Below are 23,757 nucleotides of genomic sequence, written 5' to 3'. Positions count from 1 at the left end.
GCATCTGCCGGTTTTTTATCATTTAAAATCCATTTCAATCTTACCGTCCCTCAGCACGAGCCTTGCACTGAATGTTTTCCCATTTTTACTTTTAAAGCCCTTTAATAGAGCAGTCTGCCCTTTTTCACAGAGGGCTTTAATTTGCGCATCTGACAGTTTTTTTGATAATAATATTTTCGGCAGTGTCTGACGGCAGCCGTTTTTGTATTCATTACAGCCGTAGAATCCGCCTTTATCTACCATTTTACCTTTTTTACACGCTGGACATTCAGCGAGAGATGAGGATCTTTTCTTGGTCCCTGTGCCGCCTTGACCTTTTGGAATCGCGCCCATTTTCTCTGGAGCTGTCTGCATCATATGATCAATAAATGATCCGATATTTTTCAGAAAAGCTTCCTGACTCCCCTGCCGTCTTCCTATTTTTTTCAGATAAGCCTCCCATTTCGCGGTCATCTCCGGGCTGCTCAAAAGCGTTCCTTCAATGACTTTGCAAAGTGTGACTCCCTTATCCGTCACACTTACGATGTTTTTCGCAATCGTAATATACTTCTGTTTTTTCAGCGTATCAATAATGGACGCGCGGGTTGCTTCCGTACCAATCCCTTCCACTTCCTTTAACACAGCCTGATCCTGTTCGTCTTCCAGCAGTTTACCCGCTGTTTTCATCATTAAGATCAGCTGACCTTCTGTATAGGGCTTTGGCGGCTTGGTCACGTCCTCTTTCACGGTTACCTTACTCGGCAGCGTATCCCCCACCGTTACATTTGGCAGGATCGCGTCCTTTTTATTTGTCTCATTAAACAGCTCTTTCCATCCGCGAATTTTTTCCACAGTTCCTTTTGCGATAAATGGAAGTCCGTTTATATCCACTTCGATGACGGTTTCCTCATAGTGATAATCCTCATGAAACATTGCCAGTGTGCTGTTAACGATTTCCTCGTAAACATTCCGCTCCATCGGCTTCAGTTTTTCAAGACGGTCTTTTGTCAGCAGCTTTCTCGTCGGGATGATGGCATAGTGCTCCTGTACTTTCTGATCCTGAACATATTTTGGCCTTGGGCGTGAATGCTTTACATCAAATGAAGCGCCTACTGATTCTTTCATTTTTTCAACCTGTGCCGCCAAATAGTTAAATTCATTCCTTGTAATAAACGGACAGTCGGTTCTTGGATAAGACACGAGTTTTTTCTCATACAGATCCTGAACCGTTTTTAATACATTTGAAGGACTGTACTTAAATCTCCTGTTCAGCTTCGCCTGCAGAGTTGAGAGACTGTGCAGACTTGGTGCCTGCATTTTCTTCTGCTTCTTTTCTGCTTTAGAAACGTTACCGAAGAGCGTTTTTCCTTCTTCAATTTGATGTTTTGAAAGGATCTGTGCAGCATCTTCTGACGTTTTAAACGATTCTTTATGTTTCGTCTGAAAGTTGATTTCTTTTGCCTGATGATCAGCGAGCAGCTGGAAAAACGGCTCAGGCTTAAAGTTTTCGATCTCATGCTGCCGCTGCCAGATCATATAAAGCGTTGGTGTCTGAACGCGGCCAACGCTGAATGGTCCGTCAATTCCTTTTTCCTGAAGCAGCAACGTATACAGCCTCGACATATTCATACCGACAAGCCAGTCACTCAGCTGTCTCGTTTGCGCTTCGTCATACAGAGACAGATAATCCTCCCCATCCCGGAGCTCCTGAAATCCTCGACGGATCACGTCTTTTTCAAGCGAATTAATCCATAAACGTTTCGTCGGTTTATGCATCATATTAGCCTGTTCAATAATAGAGCGGGCAATATTTTCCCCTTCACGGTCACTGTCTGTTGCCACGATAATCTGATTCGCTTTTCTTAAAAGGCCTTTTATGATGTTAAATTGAGCCCGTTTTGCGTATGGGACTGTAAATTTGAATTCATCCGGAATAATCGGCAGCAGATCAAGCCGCCAGCGCTTCCATTCTTTTTTGTAGGCATGTGGCTCCTCCAATGATACGAGATGTCCGAATCCCCAGGTAATGGCGGCACCACCCGGAAAAAGCGGATCGGAGATTTCATAATAGCCATTGCTTTTTTTAGCGGATGAAAAAGCATCCGCGTAGCTTTTTGCCTGTGATGGTTTTTCAGCAAGGATGACTGTGTACAAGGGAATTCCTCCTAAGTTGTTTTTGAGGGGATTTGTTTGGGGAGTGCTGCGGATTGTTTTATTTTATCATTGTTGGGGATGGAATGCGAACGTTTATTCGGAGAGTGGGTTGATGTTGTGAAAAGTATAGGAGTATGTTTGTATAAACCGGACTGGGAGCATCCTTCGCTTTCTTTTGTCTAGCTGCGGCGACTAGCCCCTCGAGGTCATAAGTCAAAAATGAACGAGGGTAAAGAGCAACCCTCGTTTCATTTTCGTCTTATGCTTGTCGGGGCTGGACGAGTCGCCTCCGCTTTTCTAAGGCCGCGCGGTGAGCCAGCTAGCGCTTTGCGCTACGCTGTCTCACCTGTCGCTTCTCTGCAGTAGGAGTCTACGGATGCCCCCAGCCCTTTGAGCTGTTTTCTACAATCTTATTGATTGAAATAAGTGATGGGAAAACCGGTCCCGGACCTTTGAGATGAAAACGGGAATATTCGATACATTTATTTGTTAGAACAGTACAATTCGGTCCGCAGAACGATACAAATCACAATCGGAACATGACAAATAAAGTCATTTACAAGGTGAACATAACAATAAAAATTTGAAACGATTAAAATAAATTTTAGATCGATTTAATTAATCTCTGAAACAGTACAATTCCTCCATCCCCACACAAAGACGCATAAAACTAAAAAACCGGAACCTGCACAAGTCAGGTCCCGGTTCATTATTTACAAATGATTACGCGTTTACTTCCGCTTTAAGCACGTCAGCTTTGTCTGTTCTTTCCCATGGAAGGTCAAGATCATTACGTCCGAAGTGTCCGTATGCTGCTGTCTGCTTGTAGATTGGACGGCGCAGGTCAAGCATTTTGATGATGCCGGCCGGGCGAAGGTCGAAGTTGTTGCGAACGACTTCGATCAGCTTTTCTTCATCTGCTGTTCCTGTTCCGAATGTGTCGATTGAAATAGATACAGGCTGTGCTACGCCAATTGCGTAGGCAAGCTGTACTTCACATTTGTCAGCAAGGCCTGCTGCTACGATGTTTTTCGCTACGTAACGGGCTGCATAAGCACCTGAGCGGTCAACCTTTGTTGCATCCTTACCAGAGAATGCGCCACCGCCGTGACGTGCATAACCGCCGTATGTGTCAACGATGATCTTACGTCCTGTAAGACCTGCATCTCCCTGAGGTCCTCCGATTACGAAGCGGCCAGTCGGGTTGATGAAATACTTTGTATTGTCATCGATCAGGTGTGCAGGCACAACCGGCTTGATGACATGCTCCTTCAGATTGCGCTGGATACGGTCCAGGCTTACTTCAGGGTGGTGCTGAGTTGAAATAACGATTGTATCGATGCGTACAGGCTGGTTATTTTCATCATACTCAACCGTTACCTGTGTTTTACCGTCCGGACGAAGGTAAGGAAGAACGTCTTCTTTACGTACTTCTGTCAGGCGTCGGGATAGTTTATGTGCAAGTGAGATTGGAAGAGGCATAAGCTCTTCTGTTTCGTTGCAGGCAAAGCCGAACATCAGCCCCTGGTCACCCGCTCCGATTGATTCAATTTCAGCGTCAGTCATATTGCTTTCACGATCTTCAAGGGCACGGTCAACACCTGCTGCAATGTCAGCTGACTGCTCATCGATTGATGTCAGTACTGCACATGTTTCAGCGTCAAAGCCGTATTTTGCACGTGTATAGCCGATTTCACGAATCGTTTCGCGCACGATTTTCGGGATATCAACATAAGTAGATGTTGAAATTTCTCCGGCTACGAGTACAAGACCCGTCGTTACAGATGTTTCACAAGCCACGCGGGCATTCGGATCATCCTTTAAAATGGCATCAAGAATTGAATCAGAAATCTGGTCACAAATTTTATCCGGATGTCCCTCCGTTACGGACTCGGATGTAAAAAGATGACGTTTTGTTGACATGAAAGTCTCCTCCTTGTGAAGCGTATATAGTCGACGGTACTCATTACCCTTAGAGATCGAACGTTAACCTTTTATGATCTTCCAAGTATCGGCCAAAATAAAAGAAACCTCTCCCCATGTTTGTGAGGAAAGGTTCATTCGTCAGATCGCCTTTCACTCTTATCGTTCAAGACAAGTTCGTCTTGCTACAGGTTAGCACCTTCGCTCAAGTGATGGTTTTACCGCAAAAGCTGTTCGCTTTTTTGCAGAGCAGGTTGCTGGGTTTCATAGGGCCTGTCCCTCCACCAGCTCGGGATAAGAGTATCCGTTCAAAGAACAATCATACGGAAACAGCCGGGTGATGTCAACACTTACTTTTTCAGAAACAGAGTCACGATAAATGTCAGAAAATACGAACAGATTTCTTCTTTATTTCATTATAATGTAAGGGCTTTCAATTCAGGGCTGGAAAATGTTATGTTTAATAGGTGAAGTATTTTTACTTAAGCAACCAGGAACTTTTTCTGTGACAATCCTGTAAATTCGATTAATTAGTATAGACTATTTAAGTTAATGTGTTATACTAATTTCGAACAAAGGGATAACCATTTTTAAAAAAGGGTGGGAATGCAATGACAACAATCCGGAATTCATCAGACCTTCAGGAACTTCTTGCAGGGAACAATGTTCATAAAAACTTATCTGTTCCTCAGCTGACTGAAAAAGTCCTTATGCGTGAAGAAGGAACATTAACCTCAACCGGAGCAGTCCGTGCCGAAACAGGTACATATACCGGCCGCTCACCTAAAGATAAATTCATCGTTGATGAGCCGTCTGTACGTGATCAGATTGACTGGGGCAATGTCAACCAGCCAATTTCACAGGAATCTTTCGAGCGTCTATATGAAAAGGTTCTTGCACATCTGTCAGAAAAAGAAGAGCTCTTCGTATTTGAAGGGTTTGCCGGTGCCGATCTTGATTCAAGATTACCAATCCGTGTCGTAAATGAGCGCGCGTGGCATAACCTGTTTGCCCATCAGCTCTTTATCCGCCCGAAAAAAGATGAGAGCTGGAGCAGCCCGACAGAGTCACCATTTACCATTTTGTCCGCTCCGTCTTTAAAAGCCGATCCGGCTAAAGACGGCACCCGTTCTGAAACATTTATCGTCGTTTCATTTGAGCAGCGTACCATCCTGATCGGCGGAACGGAATATGCCGGAGAAATGAAAAAGTCAATCTTCTCTGTCATGAACTACCTGCTTCCGCAAAAGGATATTATGCCGATGCACTGCTCAGCCAATGTTGGAGCTGAAGGTGATGTTGCCCTGTTCTTCGGACTTTCCGGTACAGGAAAAACAACGCTGTCGGCAGACGCTGACCGCCGCTTAATCGGGGACGATGAGCACGGCTGGTCTGATAACGGCGTGTTCAATATTGAAGGCGGCTGCTACGCAAAGTGCATCCAGCTTTCAAAGGAAAAAGAGCCACAGATTTATAACGCGATCCGCTTCGGATCCGTACTTGAAAACGTTGTGCTGGATCCTGATACGAAAGAACCTGATTACGATGATTCATCACTGACAGAAAATACGCGTGCCGCTTACCCGCTACAGGCAATGGATAATATCGTGGACCCAAGCAGAGCGGGACATCCAAATACGATCATTTTCCTGACAGCTGATGCGTTTGGCGTACTGCCTCCGATTTCGAAATTAACGAAAGAACAGGCGATGTATCATTTCCTAAGCGGATATACATCAAAGCTTGCCGGAACAGAGCGTGGCATCACTGAACCGGAAGCAACATTCTCAACCTGCTTCGGCTCACCGTTTCTGCCATTGAAACCAACCGTTTATGCTGAAATGCTAGGTAAGAAAATGGAAGCTCATGATGTAGAAGTGTTTCTCGTTAACACTGGCTGGACAGGTGGCGCCTACGGAACCGGATCCCGCATGAAACTTGCTTACACAAGAGCCATGGTCCGTGCAGCCCTTCACGGTGAACTGAGAAACGCTGAAACAACGAAAAACGGACTATTTGGTCTTGAAACACCGCTTCACGTTCCAGGTGTTCCGGATGATGTACTCGTTCCACGTTTTGCATGGCCGAGCGAGGAAGCTTATGAAGCAAAAGCAATGGAGCTTGCACAGAAATTCAAAGAAAACTTTAAGAAGTTTACGACCGTTGATGAAAAAATCGCTGAGCTTGGCGGTCCAGTTATTTAATACTGATTGGGGTCAATCAACGAACGTACACATAGAAAAAAAGAGTCCTTAACAGGGCTCTTTTTTAATGCTTGTTATTCTACGAAACCTGCCGGGACATTCCTTCGCTCCTTTGTCTAGATGTGACAGGCAGGGACTAGCAAACTTTCTGCACAATTTTTAAAATTATCAAATCATTTAGGAATACAACTCGAAGTGCACAAACCAAAGAGACTATAAAAACTGTATGAGGGCTGGGGGACATCCGCAGACTCCTATGGCGGAAAGGGACAGGTGAAAACCTTGTGCGAAGCGCAAGGGGTTCACCGCCCGGCCATGGAAAGCGGAGGATGTCCCCCAGCCCGGTTTTTTCTATCTTCTTCTAGGTATGAGGAATGTCCCGGCACGGCTTTCGAAAACTACCTTCTAGTTAAAAAGAGCCCAATTATGGACTCTTTTTAGTTACTCGACTGCAATGTCTTAAGTTCATACGAAATAATCGTTGCCTGGTCGCGCCATTCGAGGCGGTGTATTTCTGCGGTTCCTTTTAGTTCACCTTCAATTGTTTTGCGCACTTCAAGAGGCACATGCATTGGATAAAGCCTGTATCCGTCCTTGACCAGCTGAAAAAAGTTTTCCTGCTGACGCACTTCTTTTCCTTTTGTGACAATCATTGTGTTCATTTCAAGAGGCATCCCCATGACCGTTCACTCCTTTCTGCTGTTTCATCCATGTCGTTAATTTCCTTACTACTCCCAGGTTTTCAAGCGGTGGAAAATTATGATCGAAGTGTTCATAATACCACGTTTCGCAGTGTTTACCGAGTTCCTTCAGACGATTTTCAAGTCTCAAGGCGTGTTCGAAAGTTACATTTGTATCTAATACGCCATGTATAATCAGAACCGGACATTGAATACGCTCTGCATCGTAGAGCGGTGTTCGCCATTTATAAGATTCGGGCTGAGTTTTAGGAGAACCGCCAATGACTCTTTTCATCATTCTTCTCATGTCTTTTCTTTCATCATACGTCAGTTCCATATCTGATACGCCGCCCCAAGTGACCAAAGAAGTGACATGTTCGAGTTCTACGGCTGCCTGCAGCGCCATGACGCCTCCGCGGGAGAATCCGAAGATATGCAGCCGCCCGTTTACAGATGGATGATCTCGTAAATAGGCAGCTGCTGAGAATACGTCATGACGGTCTTCCCCGGCAAAATCCTCGTTGCCTTCTCCCCCTCTGTTTCCCCGGTAATAAGGGGCAAAAACAACGAAACCCTGCTGGGCAAACTGGGCAATTCTTGAGGGTCTGACCATACCTACTCCCTTGATCCCTCCACGCAAGTAGAGAAACGCATCATATATCCCTTCTTCTGCAGGCTCAGCTAAAAGTCCTTTTACCCGAAGGCCGTCTGACCAGTAAATCACTTCATGCATTTTGACGGAGGCAACCGGTGAAGGATAGGGATTTCTGGTTAATTCAACACCATCGTTCATATTTTAGCTCTCCCTTTATCAAGCTGATTCAGGAAAGCCAGCGAGTGCTTCAGCACATCATCCTTCATGATAAAGCTGTAGGCATCGTCTTGCTGCTTTTCAACGAGATCATCTTGTGTCAGCACCGGCCCTTCTGTCTCATGAAAGTCGTCCTGATCATAAAAGGACTGAAGCTCTGTAAAAAAAACATTTTTGATGATCGGTGTATCAAGATGTACTTTATATTGTCCGATATAATGTAATTCCCCTGCTTCTGCTCCAAGCTCTTCCCTGATCTCTCTTCGTGCAGCCTGTTCAGGATTTTCCCCCGGCTCCACTTTACCCCCAGGAAACTCAAGGCCGCGTTTTTTATGTTTGGTTAATACCCACTTACCTTTGTATCGCGTCACGATCCAGACATGTGCAGGTGTGCTGGAAAACGGGTTTTGATCATATGAAAAATCAACATTGTTTTGATAATAATCCAGAAATCGAAACATTCAGGCACCTACTTTCGACAGGAAATTCTATTTTTTAGGATTTTTATGAAACTTTATCTATTTATACCCGTATCTATACTGTACGATAAACATAACAACATTACAGGAGATGATATAAGATGAAAAAATGGCCAATCTATGCTGCGTCTGCTTCATTAGCTTTATTACTTGCAGCGTGTACCGAATCTGCCGAGCCTACAGAAGGCACAGAAGAAGCATCTGATATGACACTGCAGGAAGTATTTGAAAAATCCATTGAGGCTAGTAACGACATTTCGAGCCTCAAATCCACGATGAATATTGATCAGACCATGACAATCAGTGGAGAAGATATGACATTTGACACAACATCCAGCTCTGATGTGGAAATGACTGCTGATCCACTCGCGATGTATCAGGTCACAACAACAAGCATGTCCGGTGAAGGTGCTGAAGAAGCCATGCTGCCTGAAACTGAGATGGAGTCTTATATTACACAGGATGGGTTCTTTATGTATGATCCTGCCTCAGAACAATGGATGAAACTGCCTAAGGAAATGTCTGATCAATTTCTTCAAATGAGTGAGCAACAGTCAGATCCAGCCGCTCAAATAGAAGCACTTGAACCGTTCATGGACGATTTCTCATTTGAGCAAAACGACTCTTCCTATATTTTAACCCTCAATGCATCCGGAGAAAAGTTTAGTGAGTTTCTGATTGATCAGGCAGGAGAAATGATGCCTGAGATGGGCATGGGGATGTCTGTTGAAGAACTGTTTGAAACGACAACATTTGAGGATGTAAAATATGAAATCGTCATCTCAAAAGATGATTATCTGATGGAGTCTCTTGTGTTGGATATGACAATGAATATGGACATGGAAGGTGAAACGATGTCTATTAAACAGCACTTGGAGTCCGAGTACACAGAATATAACACAGTTGACGAAATTACTGTGCCGCAGGAAGTATTGGACAGTGCTGTAGAAATGGAAATGTAATAACAAAAAACGATGAATCCCCTCTAAAAATTTTTTTAGAGGGGATGATTGATTATTCCGAACGCTTTTCTTCCAGATCCTCTTCCCCAACACCGATATAAGGATGATCGGCAGTCGGTTCTTTTAGACCCATCGATTTGATATGGTTTCTTGCTTCCTCATCTCCTATTTCCCCGATCAGTCTGTATATGCGGATCAACAATGAGTCAGACTTCATATTCGGTTCATCGTCATGGTACGGTACAAATGGGGTCTGTGCTCTCACGAATCCTTCCATTGAGGCATCCTCCCCACGATCAAACAGCATTCTGAGTTCCGTAATTTCATCATCCGTTGCATAAACGACAAATTCATAAGGTGAATCCGTGCCGCTCCTCAGTATTTCTCCTCTGGCAACTGATACATAATACGTTTTTTTCTCCTGTTCCATATCATCCCTCCTATAAAGAAAGTATGCCCAGACATCTGTATGCTAAAAATATGATTATCTTCAACTTGACCGGGTATAGTTATTCTAAGACAAACGACACCCATGATCTCTCTCATACTAATTACATCAAAGGAAATGGGGACGACTGAATGAAACTCGTAGACGAGATTTTTGAAATGTATAAAGGAAAAATACGCGGCACTCAGGAGGACTTTGATATTATTGCTTTTACCATTCTTGAGCAGCTGGATTACAACGAGCTGATTGATATGGTCAAAGAGCTTCCGGAAGAGGAACTTGCTTATTTCATACGCCTTTACATAGTTGAATCATTAAAGGGCCGTATGGAAAAATATGCAGATGATACTTCTTTTTATCATTAATACGAAATAGGCGGGACAGGCTCCGTTGGAGCGTCCCGCCTATTTTTATTTACCAAGAAACGATCTTAACATCCAGGCATGCTTCTCAAGACTCTGGTGAATGGACAGCAGCATATCGCTGGTCATTTCATCATCATCCTTCTGTGCAAGCTCCATACCTGTTTTTAAATCATTCATAAGCGTTTCAAAGTCATCGTAAAGTGCCTCCACCATCTGGTCAGCTGTCTCGTTTCCTTTTGCTTCTTTTACGAGTGACAGTTCAAGAGATTCCTTCAGGGTGGCAACCGGCTCTCCTTTTAGTGCCAGAAGACGCTCGGCAAGTTCATCAATATGAAGGGCCGCTTCATTGTAAAGCTCTTCGAATTTTTCGTGTAATGTGAAGAACTGATGCCCTTTCACATACCAATGAAAATTGTGCAGCTTCGTATATAATACTGTCCAGCTTGCAATTTGTTTGTTCACGTTTTTCACCAAGTTAGGGTTCGCACTCATTTTGAAATCATCCTTTCGAAATTAATGATCCGTTTGTTCACACCTATATTTTTACCACTCAAGGTCATATTATAAACATTTAAGCATTTATCATGCGGCTTGAAAGGTCATCCGTGCTAAACTTAAATAAGGAGTGTGATCATAGTGGCTTTATCTACGTTAATTATTATTTCACTGGTCGTTATTGCTTTAGTCTTAGCGCCGTTTTTTATTGCTATTAATAAAGGTTATGGCTATGAACATAAGGTGGACCCTCTTCCGGATCAGGAAAAGGAAGCTGACAAGGAACGTGAACAATGAAAAGATTGATGTTAGGGTTTATCCGTTTTTATCAGAAAGGAATATCCCCTTTAACTCCACCGAGCTGCCGCTTTTATCCGACGTGCTCTCAATACGGGCTTGAAGCAATACAAAAACATGGTGCATTTAAAGGCGGAATCATGACGATTATCAGAATTTCAAAGTGTCACCCTTTTCATCCGGGTGGCGTCGATCAGGTGCCCGAAAAATGGCCGTCAGGAAGAAAAAATTCCTGACGGTTTTTACTTGCTTTCTTTTTTAAACCGTAGTAAAGTAGCATATGTTGATTATAAATCGTAACTATTACTATTTAAAAATAAGAGGTGCAAATATGAAAAAGAAAGCTTTACTTTTACTAGCTGCTACTGCTCCCTGGATTTTGGCTGCCTGTAATTCATCAGACGGTTCATCCAGTGAAAATAATGAAAATACATTAGATGTTTATACAACGGTATATCCGCTTCAGTATTTTGCTGAGGAAATTGGCGGAGAATATGTAAATGTAGAAGCCATTTATCCTCCGGGTGCTGATGAGCATACGTTCGAACCTTCCCAGCGCGATATGATTGATTTGGCTGAAGGCGATTTATTTTTCTATATCGGTCTTGGTCTGGAAGGTTTTGTAGATAATGCCACAGACGTTCTTCAAAGTGAAGATCTCACAATGGTTGCGACAGCAGATTATGTGTCTGACGCTGAACTTGGTGAAGGCGGAGACGGGCATAATCATGGTGAAGAAGAACACGCTGAAGGCGAAGAGCATGCACATGACGAAGAAGAGCACGCTGAAGGCGAAGAGCATGCACATGACGAAGAAGAGCACGCTGAAGGCGAAGAAGAACACGCTGAAGGCGAAGAGCATGCGCATGAGGAAGAAGAACACGCTGAAGGCGAAGAGCATGCACATGGCGAAGAAGAACATGCTGAAGGTGAAGAGCACGCTCATGAGGAAGAAGAACACGCTGAAGGTGAAGAACATGCTGAAGGTGAAGAGCATGCGCATGAGGAAGAAGAACATGCTGAAGGTGAAGAGGGTCATGAAGGACACGATCATGGAGACACAGATCCTCACTTATGGCTCGATCCAGTTTTATCCCAGTCACTTGCGGAATCGATCAAAGACTCACTTATAGAAAAGATGCCTGAGCAGGAAGCTTATTTCAATGAAAATTATGAAGAGCTTGTTACCCAGCTGGATGAACTGAACCATGAATTCGAAGAGCTTGCTGCTGCAGTTACTGTAGATCAGTTCTTTGTTTCACATGCAGCATTCGGTTACTGGGAAAGCCGTTATGGATTAAACCAGCAGGCGATTGCCGGTCTATCCACTACTGATGAGCCATCACAACGTGAACTGACTGAAATTGTTGAATCTGCCCGCTCTCAAAATGTGGAGCATATCCTGGTGGAACAAAACGTTTCATCGAGTTTAACAGATGTGATTCAGGGAGAAATCGGTGCAGAAGCACTTCCATTGCATAACCTCTCTACTCTGACAGAAGAAGATATTGAAAATGAAGAAACGTACTTCACACTGATGGAGCGAAATATTGAATCCTTAAGAACCGCTATGAAAGCTGAATAATATGGAGACAAGTAAAATCCCGGACAGCTTTGTCCGGGATTTTTTACTATTTCTTTATATCAAATGAATGAAGGGTCACTTCCTCAAGCCTTTTGCGATTCAGAGAAACACCGATTCCGTGACCTTTAAACGGTTCAATCTCTCCCGATCTGACCATTACATCAGGCATTGCAATGTCTTCTTCCCAATAACGGCTTGACGATGAAAGATCTCCCGGGATGTCAAAGCCCGGCAGCATGGAAAGCGCGACATTATGTGCTCTTGAAATGCCAAACTCAAGCATCCCTCCGCACCAGACCTGAATATGATGCTCCTGACATAAACGGACGATTTTCAGCGCTTCCGTTAAACCACCTACCCGTCCTATTTTTATATTGATTACCTTACAGCTATTAAGTGCAATGGCGTTTACAGCTGCATCATAAGAATCAATGCTTTCATCCAGACAGATCGGGGTATTTAAACGTTTCTGTAGCGCTGCGTGCCTGGCAAGATCTTTTTGTGATAACGGCTGTTCAATCATCTGCAGGCCAAGTCCGTCTATAGCCAGCAGTTCATCCTCTTTTCCCTCGTACGCAGAGTTTGCATCTGCCAGAATAGACAACTCCGGATAAGCTTTTCTGAGCGCTGTCAGAGGCTTTATATCATACCTCGGCATAATTTTAACCTTTACACGCGTGTAGCCTTCACTGACCGCCTCTTTGGCCTGTTCAAGAAGATCATCAATGGATTGCGATCCGATGGCTACACCCGCAAGTGCTCTCTTTCTCGTTCCACCAATCAGCTCGTAAAGCGGTTTATGAGACTGCCTCGCATATAAATCCCATAACGCCATATCCACTGCAGCTTTAGCCATTGGGTTCCCCCTTACCGCTCCATACACGCGTGCTGCTTCTTCCGGATGACGCAGATCCTCTTTTAACAAAGCAGGCAGCAGGTATTTCTGAAGCATGATCAGGCTCGTGTCAATGGTTTCCTCTGTATACCATGGCTCAGAGAATGCGACACCCTCCCCGAGTCCGATAACACCTTTTTTATCATGGAGCTCAAGCACGAGACCTCTTCGCTCTGTCACGGTACCAAGACTCGTTTTAAACGGTTTTTTCAGCGTCATGCTGATTTCATGCAAGACGGCTTTAACGATGTTCATTGTCTGCATTCACTTCCTCTTTTAAAAAGCGGCGAATCAGCTTACCACCTGCATTACGCGGCAGGCTGTCTGTAAAATTAATGTTTTTTGGCGTTTTGTAAGCAGCTAATCGCTCCCGGCAATAGTTGAGCAGTTCTTCCTCAGTACACGGCTGATCCGTCACGACAAAAGCGACGGGCACTTCCCCCCACTCACGGTCCTTCTTCCCTGCCACACCGGCTTCCCTGACAGCAGGATGACTCATCAGGACAGATTCAATTTCAGCCGGATAGACGTTCTCTCCACCTGAAATAATCAAATCCGAACGACGATCAACCACATATAAAAATCCATCAGGATCAAGATAGCCGAGGTCCCCTGTCCTGAACCACCCGCGCTGCAGTGCTTTATCCGTAGCCTCGCGGTTGTGGAAATAGCCTGATGTAACAGACGGTCCTGTCAGCGCAATTTCTCCAATCTCATTCTGGGTAACAGTCTCTCCTGATTCAGTCACAATTTTTAATTCACCAGGAAAAAGAGGTTTGCCAGATGAACCGATTTTAAAAGGCGCATCCTCGGGTGACAGTGTGGTGAATTGAGAGCACGTTTCAGTCATGCCATATGATTGAAAAACCGGTATGTTCAGCTGATGGCACTTCTCAACCATCGATTCAGGCGCAGGTCCTCCGCCCAGAAGCATACAGCGGAACGATGCATGATATGCAGAATCTTTCACATCAAGGAGACGCTGCAGCATGACTGAGACGACTGACAATATCGTTCCTTTTCCACTGGCCAGATCCTGATGGATGACCCGCTCATCAAATTTAGCGTACAGTCTGACACCGATCCCGTAAATGACACTTCTCATCAGGATAGAAAATCCGCTGATATGAAATAACGGTACGGCACACATCCAGATGTCCTTCGTGTCCAATCCAATATTAAACGCAGATGCCGAAGCGCTCGCAAAATGATTATCATAGGATTGCATAACGCCTTTCGGATGACCTGTAGTCCCTGAAGTATACATAATAGAACAAAGTTCAGCGTGTCCCCACGTCGTCAGATCGACAGGATCAGCCAGCTTAACCTCATCTGCTGTGATTACATCTGCATCGAGGTCTGGAACGGAGTGATGATCCGTGATCACAAGCTGTGCTCCGCTGTCCTGAAGCTGAAAATTCCACTCTTCAGCGGTGAGCCTGCTGTTCAGCATCAGCACAGGAAGCTCCAGCTTTTGAATGGCGTGAATGGCAATGACCGTATCCGGATGATTTTGCAAGAGAAGCGCAACGGGGTCAGTTGAATCAATAAAGCCTGACAATCTGGCTGCAAACGCCTGTGATGCCGTCTCCAAATCTTTAAATGTCCAGGTTTGATCTGCAAAATAAAGTGCGACCCTGTTTGGCGTCAGGTACGCTCTTTTCTCAAGCCAGGTTGACATACTGTTCACCTCTTTCTGTTCATTGACTTCGTATGTATTGTGATCGATAAAAAAGCCCATGGACCATGCCATGGGCTTAGAAACATCTGCTTAAGGAAAACGCGGGAATTGTCCGAAGTCCGGTGAACGCTTTTCTTTAAATGCGTCACGGCCCTCTTTCGCTTCATCTGTTGTGTAATAAAGGAGCGTTGCATCTCCTGCAAACTGCTGAAGACCTGCAAGGCCATCTGTATCAGCATTCATCGCTGCTTTGATAAAACGTAGTGCAGTCGGGCTCTTCTCAAGCATTTCCTCACACCATTTAACCGTTTCATCTTCCAGCTGATCAAGCGGCACAACTGTATTGACCAAGCCCATATCAAGCGCTTCCTTCGCGTCATACTGACGGCATAGGAACCAGATTTCACGTGCTTTCTTGTGGCCAACGATGCGTGCCAGATAACCTGAACCATAACCTGCATCAAACGATCCAACCTTTGGACCTGTCTGACCGAAGATCGCATTATCAGCAGCAATTGTCAGGTCACACACAACGTGTAATACGTGTCCGCCACCGATTGCATAGCCTGAAACCATCGCAATAACCGGTTTTGGAATCACACGGATCAGACGCTGAAGGTCCAGCACGTTCAGACGCGGAATTTCGTCTTCCCCTACATATCCGCCGTGTCCACGCACACTCTGATCTCCGCCTGAACAAAATGCTTTATCGCCAACACCTGCAAGGACGATGACACCAATTTTCGCATCGTCACGGGCATAAGCAAATGCATCAATTAACTCCATTACTGTTTTCGGACGGAAAGCATTACGCACTTCCGGACGGTTGATCGAGATTTTGGCAATCCCATTATACGTTTCGTATAAAATATCTTCATAGTTTCGTTCCTGTACCCATTCACGAGTCATGAAAGAAACCTCCTTTTATGTAATCGGGCTTTAATTCAAAGTATGAATTAAAAACTCCCTTACTATTGTATCAAACTTTTCGGGTTGTTCCACCTGAATTGCATGCCCTGCACTCAAAATGACTTCATGCCGACTGTTAGGCAGTAATTTATTCATCTCTTCTGCAATATTGACAAACTTCGTGTCATACTCACCTGTCAGCAGCAGCACCGGCATCTGAAGCTCCGGCAGCCGCTCCCAGTATGAAGCCTGATGACCGGTTCCCATAAACTTTAGACTCGCTGAGAGCCCCTCAGGAGCATTCGATAGCCGCTGCTCTCTGATCATTCTCTTCTGTTTTTCAGGGAGGTTTTTTTGTGAATTAAACAACGGGATCGCTTCCCACCTGTCAGTGAAGGCGCAAATGCCTTCCCGCTCAATAAATTCAGCCAGTTCCTCATCCTGCAGACGCCTCTTAGTCCGTTCTTCATAAAGCTTCAGACCAGGTGACGCACTTTCAAGGATGAGTGAAGGGACTCTCTCAGGGTAACGCATTGAAAAAGCAAGTGCAGTCCGTCCCCCCATTGAATAGCCGAGGAAAGCTGCCTGATCAATGGATAAATGGTCCAGAACAGCTTTGATATCTTCACACACGATTTCCATCGAAACATAGTCCTCATTCAGAGGCACCTCTGTTTGACCATGGCCTGGGAGATCAATAGCTATAACACGGAACTGATCCTGCAGCTGGTCCTGAAATCGGGACCAGCTGCAGGCAGAGCCTGTAAAACCATGCAGCACGACCAGATCGCTGCCGGATCCTTTTACCTGTAAATGATAGTACCCGTCTCTGATCCTGATCTTCATTCAAACCTTCTCCAATACTGCCCGGCACGCTGCTCCAACGTCCTGCCAGAGCTTACGATGGGCCGTTACGTTTTCGTCACGGTTTGTCAGCACTTCAGTCAGTTTCAGACGATCCGCCTCTTCATGCAATACAGCTTTAAGTTCGTCCTTCGTTTCACAGCGCTGATAATCAAGCCCGTAAAAAGCGGCTGCCTGCTCAAAATTAAGAGATGGCGGCGTGCCAAACAGCGTTTCAAAATGAGCCGGTTCTTTTGCCTGAGGTAGGAAGGAAAAGATCCCTCCACCATTATTATTCATGACGATAATCTGCAGTTTGCTGCGATGCTGTTTTGCTACGAGCAGACCATTCAGATCATGGAACATCGACAGATCACCGATTAACAAATAGACCGGTTCGTCTTTCACCGCAGCGATACCAAGTGCAGTAGAGACAACGCCATCAATGCCGTTGGCACCGCGATTCGCCCAAAGATGTATGTCTTTTGTGTCTCTCGTCCAAAAGGTGTCGACATCCCTGATCGGCATACTGTTGCCTGCCACCAGGTGACTTCCGGCAGGGAGAGCCTTCAAAAGCGTACCAACTGCTGCCCCTTCATCCTTCTGCTCCAGTACATATTGGCTGATCACACGTTCTGCAGCTCTGTTCAGCTCCTGCCATACCTTTAACCAATCACCATTAGGCTGCTTTGTCAGACGCTCCGCAACATCGGAGAATCTCTGTATAGAGCTCTCAATATACGACGTAGCTGCCGAGATCGGATCTCTCCACTCCGCTCCCTCATCAAACAGCCAGTGCTCAGCATTACACCCTTGTAGATACTGACTGAGTGCTTTTGAAACAGGCATGCCGCCAACGCGGATAATCAGGTCAGGATTCAGTGTTTCTTTTACCGATCCATCCTTTAAAAAAGCATCATACGTTTCGATCACCATGTCATGCTTTTGCATGCTGTCCCTCAAACCGCTCAATGGATCAGCGAGAATGGGATACCCCGTTTTTTCTGCCAGTACAATCAGATCGTCCAGTGTATGTTCCGACTCCATCGGTCCTGCAATAATCAGCCCTTTTGCGGAATGGTCTATTTTATCTGCAAGAACAGAAAGCTGTTCATCAGACAACTGCTTTTCCCCGTGGAAAACATCTGCAAAAACAGCCGTTTCCCTGTAGGAATCAAGCTTTGGAATTAAAGGCTCCCTGAAAGGAAAGTTCAGGTGAACAGGCCCTTTCGGATGTGATTCTGCTTTCGCTGCAGCCTTAGCCGCAATCCTACCCGTATAGCGCAGGACAGCTGATTCAGCTTCAGGAAGCGGCATATCATAAAACCATTTCACATGATGACCAAATAAATGAATCTGATCAATCGCCTGTGGTGCTCCGTTGTCCCTCAGCTCATGCGGACGGTCCGCCGTCAGCACGACCAGTGGTACCCGTGCATACTTCGCTTCTACAACAGCCGGAAAATAATTCGCTGCTGCTGTCCCTGATGTACAGACAATCGCAACCGGTTTTCCGCTCGCTTTCGCCATACCGAGCGCATAAAAAGCCGCTGATCGCTCATCCACATTAATGTGAGTTTCAATCAGCGGGTGGGCTTCAAGTAAATAAGCAAGTGGAGTTGAGCGGGAGCCGGGACTAATCACAGCTCTTCTCACCCCACTTTGATACAGTTGTTCTATAAAAGTTGATACATATTCAGTCAATCGATCCTGATGATTCATTTCATTGTTCCTCCCACGGCTCTTAACATCGGGCGGAATTTGATTAATGTTTCCTGGTATTCACTCTCAGCTACTGAATCTTTGACCACCCCGCACCCGGCATACAAATAAGCATAATCCTGAACAAGGAGGCCAGAACGGATTGCCACTGCAAACTCCCCATCACCATCTGCATTCATCCAGCCGACAGGCGCTGCATAAAGTCCACGATTCATTTTCTCCTCTTCCCGGATGACCTTAAGCGCTCTCTCTGTAGGCGTTCCGCCAAGCGCAGGTGTCGGATGAAGTTTTTCAACAAAATCAACAATCGTCTTTTCAGAGCCTGTGAAACCTTTTACCGGTGTATATAAGTGCTGTATATCTCTCATTTTCATAAGACCAGGCTTTGACGGCACGTTAATGGATTCACATAACTGCCCGAGACTGTCTGAAATCATTCGGACCACAATCTCATGCTCATCGAGATTCTTCTGATCATTCAGCAACTCCTGTCCAAGCCGTTCATCCTCATCAATCGTTTTCCCGCGGGCAATAGACCCCGCAAGGCAAGTGGAGAGCACTTCATTTCCCTGTTTTCTAACCAATCTTTCAGGAGTGGCCCCAATAAAGCAGGAATCTGCCACCTCAAAAGAAAAAATAAAGCTGTCCGCCTGATCATCACGAAGGCGTTCCAGAACTGAATCTGATCGTTTCTTATCGTTAAAGCCAATCTTGATCTTTCTTGCAAGGACAACCTTCTCCATCTCACCCTGATTGATGCGTTCCACCACAGATGTCAGGGAATTTTTCCACTCTTCCGGTCTGATCTCATCAATCGTTTCCACGCTGATGTCCTTAATATGTGTAGACTGTCCTGTCATGAGTCGTTCTTTCGTAAGCTGCATTCGGTTCCAGACCTCTGCTGCCAGATCACCTTCCATACAGACAATATTCATCGTCAGATAGGCACTGCCATCATGCTCAACAGTCAACATAAAAGAAGGCAGATGGAAATAAGCCTTTGAAAAATTAGACCACTCTATTGCTGTCTCCTGCTTTGGATCAAATGTAAAGCCGCCCATCAAAACAGGGCCTGTACTCATCCCGGCTCTGTCCTCTATCACTGCGTCTTCTAAAAACTGAAACCACTGCTTTTGAAGCTCATTGAAGCGCGCTTCCTCTCTGTCAGAAGAAAAGATCTCCGCATTTCCAAGCCCGACCAGTGTTGTTTCACTCTTAGGATCCTCCCAGAACGAGCGCTCACCATGATAGATAGAATAACCCGCTTCATAAAATTGAAGTGGGTCCACTGTGCCGATTTTCATTACCTTGCTATATAAAACTTTCTTATTTGTTTTTTCAGCGCTTTCAAAAGCGCGTTCAAATGCTGTAAACCCCTGTGATTCGTGTAGGATTTTCACTGTGCTTCCCCTCCAAAAATCGCACATTCGTCCATCTGAATTGCTCTCTTAAAGATACACTTCTTTTTACAATGATGTCAATGAATCGTCATCGGCAAACGTTCTATTTTACAACCATCACCAACTTTTTCACAGAGGGAAAAAGAGATATAATGAAACTGTAGAAACTTTGTCGATTTTTGAAAAGTTTATTGACACAGTTCTTCCTGTTTCATACACTTTAAGTTGGCTTTATTGCGTTACTACAGTTAGGAGAGAATAACATGAGTTTACAACCTGAACGCGATCAGGGATGGCGCATCTGGTGGCAATTGACCAGACCGCATACATTGACCGCAGCATTTGTTCCCGTATTACTCGGAACAGTATTAGCACTTGATTACAGCAGCCTCAACTGGCCAATGTTTCTGGCTATGCTTCTTGCAAGCATACTCATACAGGCTGCAACCAATATGATTAACGAATATTACGATTTCGTACGCGGCCTGGATAACGAAAAGTCTGTCGGCATCGGAGGCGCAATCGTAAGAAATGGCGTTAAGCCAAAGACAGTATTGAACCTTGCCTTCATTCTGTTCGGTGTAGCATTACTGCTGGGTCTCTATATTTGTGCCAACAGTTCATGGTGGATCGCCGTGATCGGACTAGTCTGTATGGCAGCAGCCTATTTCTACACAGGTGGTCCAGTCCCAATCGCCTACACACCATTTGGTGAAATAACGGCCGGATTTTTCATGGGATTTGTCATTATCCTGATCTCATTCTATATTCAGACCGGCATGGTAAATGCGGTAGCAATGCTTGTATCGATTCCGGTTTCCATTCTGGTGGGTGCAATCCTTCTTGCCAACAACATCCGTGATTTAGACGGAGACAAGGAAAACGGCAGAAAAACCATTGCTATTCTCCTCGGTCGACAGAAAGCGATTTATCTGCTCGCCGGTATGTTCACCGTATCATACGGGTTTGTAGTAGTCCTCGTGATCACCGGTACAGTATCACCATGGCTGCTCATCAGTCTGTTCAGCATTCCTAAAGCTGTCAGAGCAACCAAAGGATTCATTGGGAAAACAATGCCGATCCAGATGATGCCTGCAATGAAAGCAACAGCACAGACCAACACTATTTTCGGCTTTTTGTTATCAATCGGTTATTTAATTGGATACTTCTTTTAAAAGACTCCTCCGGGGGTCTTTTTTAATTTTTGAAAGGCAGCGAAATACAATGTTAGGTTTCAATTTTTGTGAGAAGGATAAACTGTAAGAAGTGACTTAGATGAAGGAAGGATGTTTTGCATGATTACAGATAAACAAAAACAATACCTTAAACATGAATTACTCACCAGAAAAAAAGAAATCATTGAACAAAACGAAAAACCTGATGGTAACACGAATACAGAGCTATCAAACTACGATAATCACCCTGCTGACAATGCCACGGATCTTTTTGAAAGAGAAAAAGACCTGGCACTCGAGGAACATACACAAAAAGAACTTGACGATATTAACCGTGCATTGAAGGCCATGGATGAAGGCACTTACGGGATCTGTGCCGTAAGCGGAGAAGAAATCCCTTACGAACGTCTAGAAGCCATCCCTACTGCACTGACATGCGTGGAGCATGCTGAACAATTCAGCAATGATCACTCCAGACCAAGCGAAGAATCGGTCCTGTCCCCTTCGTCTGATCATCCATACAGAGGAGAAGAAAGCGAAGTCCGTGACTACGAAAACAGTTTCGACGAAGTAGGACGATACGGTACTTCCGAAACCCCTTCCGATATGGCTGACGGATCCGGAGACTATAATGACCTCTACAGCGAAGAAGATGTAAACGAAGACACAATCGGAACAGACCTCGAAGGTGACGAAAGAAAAATTTATAAAAACAGTGATAAAGAATAATAAAAAAAGGAATGCACCTATTTAACTGGTGTATTCCTTTTTTGCGCTAAAATCGTCGTATTCTTCTTTTCTAAAGATACCTTCGTTTAAATCTGTTTATGATACGCTTGGATAGTTTTTTGAGATCAGGGTGTTGAAATTAGCTATCGACTATTTCATTGACGTGATCAACGAAATTCAAACGACTATCGACAGAAATCAAACGTCTATCTACATTAATTACAGAACACTCAACTAATCTGGCTTACCGAAACAGTCTATCATCATCAACTGGCCAGCTATCGACAGAAGGCATCGAGTGATTGATAGCAAAAAAGGTAATTTACCTGACTCATTACATGTACTATCCCCATTCGCTTAAATCAAAGTAATGACCAGGCATGGAATGAGATAGGAGAAATCATTATATAGGGTTTACCATACTGCCTTGGAGATAGAAGACAAAATCCAGCTTCGATTGTTATTTTTTGAGAGATGGAAGAATAGAAAAAACACACTTCGTAATGAAGTGTGTTTTAAAAGGATGACCCGTACGGGATTCGAACCCGTGTTACCGCCGTGAAAGGGCGGTGTCTTAACCACTTGACCAACGGGCCTAAAGAGCGGAGAAGGAGGGATTTGAACCCTCGCGCCGCTTACGCGACCTACACCCTTAGCAGGGGCGCCTCTTCAGCCACTTGAGTACTTCCCCATAAAAAAATGGCTCCACAGGTAGGACTCGAACCTACGACCGATCGGTTAACAGCCGATTGCTCTACCACTGAGCTACTGTGGAATAATGGTGGGCCTAAGTGGACTCGAACCACCGACCTCACGCTTATCAGGCGTGCGCTCTAACCAGCTGAGCTATAGGCCCATACTTTATTTAATAAAGTTGGAGCGGGTGATGAGAATCGAACTCACGACATCAGCTTGGAAGGCTGAGGTTTTACCACTAAACTACACCCGCAGTTAATGTATGGGGCGACTGATGGGAATCGAACCCACGAATGCCGGAACCACAATCCGGTGCGTTAACCACTTCGCCACAATCGCCATAGAAAAATGGTGGCTTTGGACGGAATCGAACCGCCGACACATGGATTTTCAGTCCATTGCTCTACCAACTGAGCTACAAAGCCAAAATAAAAATGGCGGTCCCGACCGGGATCGAACCGGCGATCTCCTGCGTGACAGGCAGGCATGTTAACCGCTACACCACGGGACCAAAGGTAATTGCGGGGGCAGGATTTGAACCTGCGACCTTCGGGTTATGAGCCCGACGAGCTACCGAGCTGCTCCACCCCGCGACGATAAATAAACATCATTAAATTAAAATGGAGGAGGTAGAGGGATTCGAACCCCCGCGGGCTGTTACACCCCTGTCGGTTTTCAAGACCGATCCCTTCAGCCAGACTTGGGTATACCTCCATGAATCTGTATAAAAGTGGTGGACCTTGCAGGACTCGAACCTGCGACCGGACGGTTATGAGCCGTCTGCTCTAACCAGCTGAGCTAAAGGTCCTTTATTATATTGGTGGCGGCAGAGGGGATCGAACCCCCGACCTCACGGGTATGAACCGTACGCTCTAGCCAGCTGAGCTACGCCGCCCAATAAATAAAGTATCCTTCAAAAAATATGGTGGAGCCTAGCGGGATCGAACCGCTGACCTCCTGCGTGCAAGGCAGGCGCTCTCCCAGCTGAGCTAAGGCCCCTTAATAAATGGTCGGGAAGACAGGATTTGAACCTGCGACCCCTTGGTCCCAAACCAAGTGCTCTACCAAGCTGAGCTACTCCCCGAAAAAAAGTATGTGGTATTCTATGTATGGCGCGCCCGAGAGGAGTCGAACCCCTAACCTTTTGATCCGTAGTCAAACGCTCTATCCAATTGAGCTACGGGCGCTAAATATAGTAAGCGGAAGACGAGATTCGAACTCGCGACCCCCACCTTGGCAAGGTGGTGTTCTACCACTGAACTACTCCCGCATATTGAATTGGTGCGGGTGGAGGGACTTGAACCCCCACGCCTTGCGGCACTAGA

Annotated in this window: 21 protein-coding genes, 16 tRNA genes and 1 riboswitch; of the genes, 8 read left to right on the top strand and 29 right to left on the bottom strand. The window is 45.2% G+C overall.

Annotated elements, in window-relative coordinates; translation table 11 throughout:
- Window positions 1-18 precede the first annotated feature (18 nt).
- Both H7968_RS13010 and metK read right to left on the bottom strand, forming a co-directional pair.
- Window positions 19-2,133: a type IA DNA topoisomerase gene (locus tag H7968_RS13010; RefSeq protein WP_227396560.1), complete on the bottom strand. Its 2,115-nt coding sequence runs from the start codon at window positions 2,131-2,133 to the stop codon at window positions 19-21.
- A gap of 723 nt (window positions 2,134-2,856) precedes the next feature.
- Window positions 2,857-4,056: a methionine adenosyltransferase gene (gene metK, locus H7968_RS13005; RefSeq protein WP_227396559.1), complete on the bottom strand. Its 1,200-nt coding sequence runs from the start codon at window positions 4,054-4,056 to the stop codon at window positions 2,857-2,859.
- Between the two features lie 156 nt (window positions 4,057-4,212).
- Window positions 4,213-4,357, bottom strand: a riboswitch (SAM riboswitch).
- A 310-nt stretch (window positions 4,358-4,667) separates the two neighbouring features.
- Here metK and pckA point away from each other — a divergent pair.
- A complete protein-coding gene (gene pckA, locus H7968_RS13000) occupies window positions 4,668-6,260 on the top strand; it encodes a phosphoenolpyruvate carboxykinase (ATP) (protein WP_227396558.1) in 1,593 nt (530 codons plus the stop codon).
- 437 nt (window positions 6,261-6,697) lie between these two features.
- Here the strand turns inward: pckA and H7968_RS12995 are convergent, their stop codons facing one another.
- Genes H7968_RS12995 through ytkD form a run of 3 tightly spaced genes read right to left on the bottom strand, consistent with a single transcriptional unit; the run spans window position 6,698 to window position 8,212 of the window.
- Window positions 6,698-6,940: a DUF2584 domain-containing protein gene (locus H7968_RS12995; RefSeq protein WP_227396557.1), complete on the bottom strand. Its 243-nt coding sequence runs from the start codon at window positions 6,938-6,940 to the stop codon at window positions 6,698-6,700.
- Window positions 6,924-7,733 (bottom strand): alpha/beta hydrolase family protein, encoded by an 810-nt coding sequence (locus H7968_RS12990; protein ID WP_227396556.1) that lies wholly within the window; start codon window positions 7,731-7,733, stop codon window positions 6,924-6,926. Before H7968_RS12990 ends, H7968_RS12995 begins: the two co-directional genes overlap by 17 nt.
- Window positions 7,730-8,212, bottom strand: coding sequence for an RNA deprotection pyrophosphohydrolase (ytkD, locus tag H7968_RS12985; protein ID WP_227396555.1), 483 nt, complete (start codon window positions 8,210-8,212; stop codon window positions 7,730-7,732). Before ytkD ends, H7968_RS12990 begins: the two co-directional genes overlap by 4 nt.
- Window positions 8,213-8,331: 119 nt before the next feature.
- Between ytkD and H7968_RS12980 the strand changes: the two genes are divergently transcribed.
- A complete protein-coding gene (locus tag H7968_RS12980) occupies window positions 8,332-9,192 on the top strand; it encodes a DUF6612 family protein (protein ID WP_227396554.1) in 861 nt (286 codons plus the stop codon).
- Window positions 9,193-9,244: 52 nt separating this feature from the next.
- Here H7968_RS12980 and H7968_RS12975 read toward each other — a convergent pair whose 3' ends face one another.
- Entirely contained in the window at window positions 9,245-9,622 is a 378-nt protein-coding gene (locus H7968_RS12975) for a hydrolase (protein WP_227396553.1), read from the bottom strand.
- Window positions 9,623-9,771: 149 nt separating this feature from the next.
- Here H7968_RS12975 and H7968_RS12970 point away from each other — a divergent pair, with 149 nt between their 5' ends.
- A complete protein-coding gene (locus H7968_RS12970; RefSeq protein WP_134374944.1) occupies window positions 9,772-10,005 on the top strand; it encodes a DUF6154 family protein in 234 nt (77 codons plus the stop codon).
- A gap of 45 nt (window positions 10,006-10,050) precedes the next feature.
- Here the strand turns inward: H7968_RS12970 and H7968_RS12965 are convergent, their stop codons facing one another.
- The gene (locus tag H7968_RS12965) at window positions 10,051-10,497 is read right to left on the bottom strand and encodes a Dps family protein (RefSeq protein WP_227396552.1); all 447 of its coding nucleotides are present in this window, start codon (window positions 10,495-10,497) and stop codon (window positions 10,051-10,053) included.
- A 144-nt stretch (window positions 10,498-10,641) separates the two neighbouring features.
- On the opposite strand from H7968_RS12965, the gene ytzI reads away from it, so the two are divergent.
- From ytzI to H7968_RS12950, 3 genes are all read left to right on the top strand, one after another.
- Window positions 10,642-10,797, top strand: a complete 156-nt coding sequence (gene ytzI / locus H7968_RS12960) for a YtzI protein (protein ID WP_227396551.1) — start codon at window positions 10,642-10,644, stop codon at window positions 10,795-10,797.
- Window positions 10,794-11,033: a membrane protein insertion efficiency factor YidD gene (gene yidD / locus H7968_RS12955; protein WP_227396550.1), complete on the top strand. Its 240-nt coding sequence runs from the start codon at window positions 10,794-10,796 to the stop codon at window positions 11,031-11,033. The genes ytzI and yidD overlap by 4 nt, the downstream gene beginning before the upstream one ends.
- 95 nt (window positions 11,034-11,128) lie before the next feature.
- Entirely contained in the window at window positions 11,129-12,382 is a 1,254-nt protein-coding gene (locus H7968_RS12950; RefSeq protein WP_227396549.1) for a metal ABC transporter solute-binding protein, Zn/Mn family, read from the top strand.
- Between the two features lie 46 nt (window positions 12,383-12,428).
- Here H7968_RS12950 and menC read toward each other — a convergent pair whose 3' ends face one another.
- The 6 genes from menC to H7968_RS12920 form a co-directional block, all read right to left on the bottom strand.
- On the bottom strand, window positions 12,429-13,532 hold the full coding sequence (gene menC, locus H7968_RS12945) for an o-succinylbenzoate synthase (protein WP_227396817.1): 1,104 nt from the start codon (window positions 13,530-13,532) through the stop codon (window positions 12,429-12,431).
- Window positions 13,519-14,958 carry an o-succinylbenzoate--CoA ligase gene (locus H7968_RS12940; RefSeq protein WP_227396816.1) on the bottom strand — a complete coding sequence of 480 codons (1,440 nt, stop codon included), beginning with the start codon at window positions 14,956-14,958 and terminating at the stop codon, window positions 13,519-13,521. The genes menC and H7968_RS12940 overlap by 14 nt, the downstream gene beginning before the upstream one ends.
- A gap of 90 nt (window positions 14,959-15,048) precedes the next feature.
- Entirely contained in the window at window positions 15,049-15,867 is an 819-nt protein-coding gene (gene menB / locus H7968_RS12935; protein WP_227396548.1) for a 1,4-dihydroxy-2-naphthoyl-CoA synthase, read from the bottom strand.
- Between the two features lie 30 nt (window positions 15,868-15,897).
- On the bottom strand, window positions 15,898-16,713 hold the full coding sequence (gene menH, locus H7968_RS12930) for a 2-succinyl-6-hydroxy-2,4-cyclohexadiene-1-carboxylate synthase (RefSeq protein WP_227396547.1): 816 nt from the start codon (window positions 16,711-16,713) through the stop codon (window positions 15,898-15,900).
- A complete protein-coding gene (menD, locus tag H7968_RS12925) occupies window positions 16,714-18,432 on the bottom strand; it encodes a 2-succinyl-5-enolpyruvyl-6-hydroxy-3-cyclohexene-1-carboxylic-acid synthase (protein WP_227396546.1) in 1,719 nt (572 codons plus the stop codon). It abuts the gene before it with no gap.
- Window positions 18,429-19,832, bottom strand: coding sequence for an isochorismate synthase (locus H7968_RS12920; RefSeq protein WP_227396545.1), 1,404 nt, complete (start codon window positions 19,830-19,832; stop codon window positions 18,429-18,431). The genes menD and H7968_RS12920 overlap by 4 nt, the downstream gene beginning before the upstream one ends.
- A 263-nt stretch (window positions 19,833-20,095) precedes the next feature.
- On the opposite strand from H7968_RS12920, the gene H7968_RS12915 reads away from it, so the two are divergent.
- Window positions 20,096-21,007 (top strand): 1,4-dihydroxy-2-naphthoate polyprenyltransferase, encoded by a 912-nt coding sequence (locus H7968_RS12915; RefSeq protein ID WP_227396544.1) that lies wholly within the window; start codon window positions 20,096-20,098, stop codon window positions 21,005-21,007.
- Window positions 21,008-21,127: 120 nt separating this feature from the next.
- The gene (locus H7968_RS12910; protein WP_227396543.1) at window positions 21,128-21,736 is read left to right on the top strand and encodes a TraR/DksA C4-type zinc finger protein; all 609 of its coding nucleotides are present in this window, start codon (window positions 21,128-21,130) and stop codon (window positions 21,734-21,736) included.
- 524 nt (window positions 21,737-22,260) lie between these two features.
- On the opposite strand, the gene H7968_RS12905 is transcribed toward H7968_RS12910, so the two are convergent.
- The 16 genes from H7968_RS12905 to H7968_RS12830 form a co-directional block, all read right to left on the bottom strand.
- Window positions 22,261-22,332: transfer RNA gene (locus tag H7968_RS12905), tRNA-Glu, on the bottom strand.
- Window positions 22,333-22,339: 7 nt separating this feature from the next.
- Window positions 22,340-22,427 (bottom strand) — tRNA-Ser (locus tag H7968_RS12900).
- 9 nt (window positions 22,428-22,436) lie between these two features.
- Window positions 22,437-22,511: transfer RNA gene (locus tag H7968_RS12895), tRNA-Asn, on the bottom strand.
- A 4-nt stretch (window positions 22,512-22,515) separates the two neighbouring features.
- Window positions 22,516-22,592, bottom strand: a tRNA-Ile gene (locus tag H7968_RS12890).
- 19 nt (window positions 22,593-22,611) lie between these two features.
- Window positions 22,612-22,685: transfer RNA gene (locus H7968_RS12885), tRNA-Gly, on the bottom strand.
- 10 nt (window positions 22,686-22,695) lie between these two features.
- Window positions 22,696-22,771 (bottom strand) — tRNA-His (locus H7968_RS12880).
- A gap of 10 nt (window positions 22,772-22,781) precedes the next feature.
- Window positions 22,782-22,857 (bottom strand) — tRNA-Phe (locus H7968_RS12875).
- 10 nt (window positions 22,858-22,867) lie between these two features.
- A tRNA-Asp gene (locus tag H7968_RS12870) sits at window positions 22,868-22,943 on the bottom strand.
- A gap of 8 nt (window positions 22,944-22,951) precedes the next feature.
- Window positions 22,952-23,025: transfer RNA gene (locus H7968_RS12865), tRNA-Met, on the bottom strand.
- A 28-nt stretch (window positions 23,026-23,053) separates the two neighbouring features.
- Window positions 23,054-23,146 (bottom strand) — tRNA-Ser (locus tag H7968_RS12860).
- A gap of 17 nt (window positions 23,147-23,163) precedes the next feature.
- Window positions 23,164-23,240 (bottom strand) — tRNA-Ile (locus H7968_RS12855).
- A gap of 10 nt (window positions 23,241-23,250) precedes the next feature.
- Window positions 23,251-23,327 (bottom strand) — tRNA-Met (locus H7968_RS12850).
- 28 nt (window positions 23,328-23,355) lie between these two features.
- Window positions 23,356-23,431 (bottom strand) — tRNA-Ala (locus H7968_RS12845).
- Window positions 23,432-23,439: 8 nt separating this feature from the next.
- A tRNA-Pro gene (locus tag H7968_RS12840) sits at window positions 23,440-23,516 on the bottom strand.
- A 26-nt stretch (window positions 23,517-23,542) separates the two neighbouring features.
- Window positions 23,543-23,619: transfer RNA gene (locus H7968_RS12835), tRNA-Arg, on the bottom strand.
- Window positions 23,620-23,630: 11 nt separating this feature from the next.
- Window positions 23,631-23,702 (bottom strand) — tRNA-Gly (locus H7968_RS12830).
- Window positions 23,703-23,757: the final 55 nt, after the last annotated feature.

The organism is Jeotgalibacillus aurantiacus (assembly GCF_020595125.1).
GTDB lineage: Bacteria > Bacillota > Bacilli > Bacillales > Jeotgalibacillaceae > Jeotgalibacillus > Jeotgalibacillus aurantiacus.
This window is presented reverse-complemented; position numbering and strand designations above follow the sequence as displayed.

Bases quoted from the DNA above. Each gene is read 5' to 3' on its own strand.
- menD (WP_227396546.1), bottom strand. From the start codon at position 18,432: ATGAATCATCAGGATCGATTGACTGAATATGTATCAACTTTTATAGAA.
- pckA (WP_227396558.1), top strand. From the start codon at position 4,668: ATGACAACAATCCGGAATTCATCAGACCTTCAGGAACTTCTTGCAGGG.
- menB (WP_227396548.1), bottom strand. From the start codon at position 15,867: ATGACTCGTGAATGGGTACAGGAACGAAACTATGAAGATATTTTATAC.
- metK (WP_227396559.1), bottom strand. From the start codon at position 4,056: ATGTCAACAAAACGTCATCTTTTTACATCCGAGTCCGTAACGGAGGGA.
- H7968_RS12990 (WP_227396556.1), bottom strand. From the start codon at position 7,733: ATGAACGATGGTGTTGAATTAACCAGAAATCCCTATCCTTCACCGGTT.
- yidD (WP_227396550.1), top strand. From the start codon at position 10,794: ATGAAAAGATTGATGTTAGGGTTTATCCGTTTTTATCAGAAAGGAATA.
- H7968_RS12980 (WP_227396554.1), top strand. From the start codon at position 8,332: ATGAAAAAATGGCCAATCTATGCTGCGTCTGCTTCATTAGCTTTATTA.
- menC (WP_227396817.1), bottom strand. From the start codon at position 13,532: ATGAACATCGTTAAAGCCGTCTTGCATGAAATCAGCATGACGCTGAAA.
- H7968_RS12975 (WP_227396553.1), bottom strand. From the start codon at position 9,622: ATGGAACAGGAGAAAAAAACGTATTATGTATCAGTTGCCAGAGGAGAA.
- H7968_RS12950 (WP_227396549.1), top strand. From the start codon at position 11,129: ATGAAAAAGAAAGCTTTACTTTTACTAGCTGCTACTGCTCCCTGGATT.
- ytkD (WP_227396555.1), bottom strand. From the start codon at position 8,212: ATGTTTCGATTTCTGGATTATTATCAAAACAATGTTGATTTTTCATAT.
- H7968_RS12940 (WP_227396816.1), bottom strand. From the start codon at position 14,958: ATGTCAACCTGGCTTGAGAAAAGAGCGTACCTGACGCCAAACAGGGTC.
- H7968_RS12910 (WP_227396543.1), top strand. From the start codon at position 21,128: ATGATTACAGATAAACAAAAACAATACCTTAAACATGAATTACTCACC.
- H7968_RS12965 (WP_227396552.1), bottom strand. From the start codon at position 10,497: ATGAGTGCGAACCCTAACTTGGTGAAAAACGTGAACAAACAAATTGCA.
- H7968_RS12915 (WP_227396544.1), top strand. From the start codon at position 20,096: ATGAGTTTACAACCTGAACGCGATCAGGGATGGCGCATCTGGTGGCAA.
- H7968_RS12995 (WP_227396557.1), bottom strand. From the start codon at position 6,940: ATGGGGATGCCTCTTGAAATGAACACAATGATTGTCACAAAAGGAAAA.
- menH (WP_227396547.1), bottom strand. From the start codon at position 16,713: ATGAAGATCAGGATCAGAGACGGGTACTATCATTTACAGGTAAAAGGA.
- H7968_RS12970 (WP_134374944.1), top strand. From the start codon at position 9,772: ATGAAACTCGTAGACGAGATTTTTGAAATGTATAAAGGAAAAATACGC.